Genomic DNA, 800 nt, shown 5'->3' on the forward strand with positions numbered 1-800 from the left:
AAGGGATTAATGGGTAAACTCATCAATAAAAATACAAAAGCAGTTATTTCGAATAGTCCGGTTCAATTCCAGGATTTAAAAGGAGGCTTAGTAGCTCAGGTAAATTCTGATAGCGAGGGTGTAATAAAAGCTGCGTTTGAAGATCAGGAAACTTTAAATGTTATTGTTGATCTTCCTGAATTTTTCCCATATCAGGAAACCATTCAATTATCAGATGCCACACAGGAATTTAAAATTGAGTTGATCCCTCGTCCGGAATGGGGAATATATGGTAGTGTTTATTTATTACCGGATATGAAAGCTATTCCTGAAGTAACCTTACAAGTAGAGCCGGTTGATGCTGATGCCTATTCGGTGGTAAGTGGAGCTGATGGACAATTTAAAGCAGAACTAAAGCCGGAAACTGATTATAGTTTGGTGTTTACTAAAAAAGGATACTTTACAAAACGTACTCCATATTCGACCGTTAACAGAGATTCTGGTTATGTAAATGTGAATGAATTTATGCAGCTTGAAATGCAAAAGGCAGAAGTTGGGGCAAGTATTGAGATTGAGATTTTATACGACTTAGGTAAATGGAATATTAGAGAGGATGCCGCAACGGAGTTGGATGATATGATTCAGTTCTTAAAGGATAATCCGGGAGTGAAAATTGAGTTGGGATCGCATACCGATTCAAGAGGCTCAGCTCAGTTTAATCAACGTTTATCGCAAAAAAGAGCCGAATCTGCGGTTACATATATGGTAAACAGAGGTATTGATAAAAGTCGGGTTATAGCAAAAGGTTATGGAGAAACTCG

General features: G+C 37.6%; 1 protein-coding gene. It reads left to right on the forward strand.

Annotated elements, in window-relative coordinates:
- A partial coding sequence (locus OM075_RS25240) for an OmpA family protein (RefSeq protein ID WP_301193335.1) occupies positions 1-800 on the forward strand: 800 nt, incomplete at both ends.

It is taken from the genome of Plebeiibacterium sediminum (assembly GCF_026013605.1).
GTDB lineage: Bacteria > Bacteroidota > Bacteroidia > Bacteroidales > Marinilabiliaceae > Saccharicrinis > Saccharicrinis sediminus.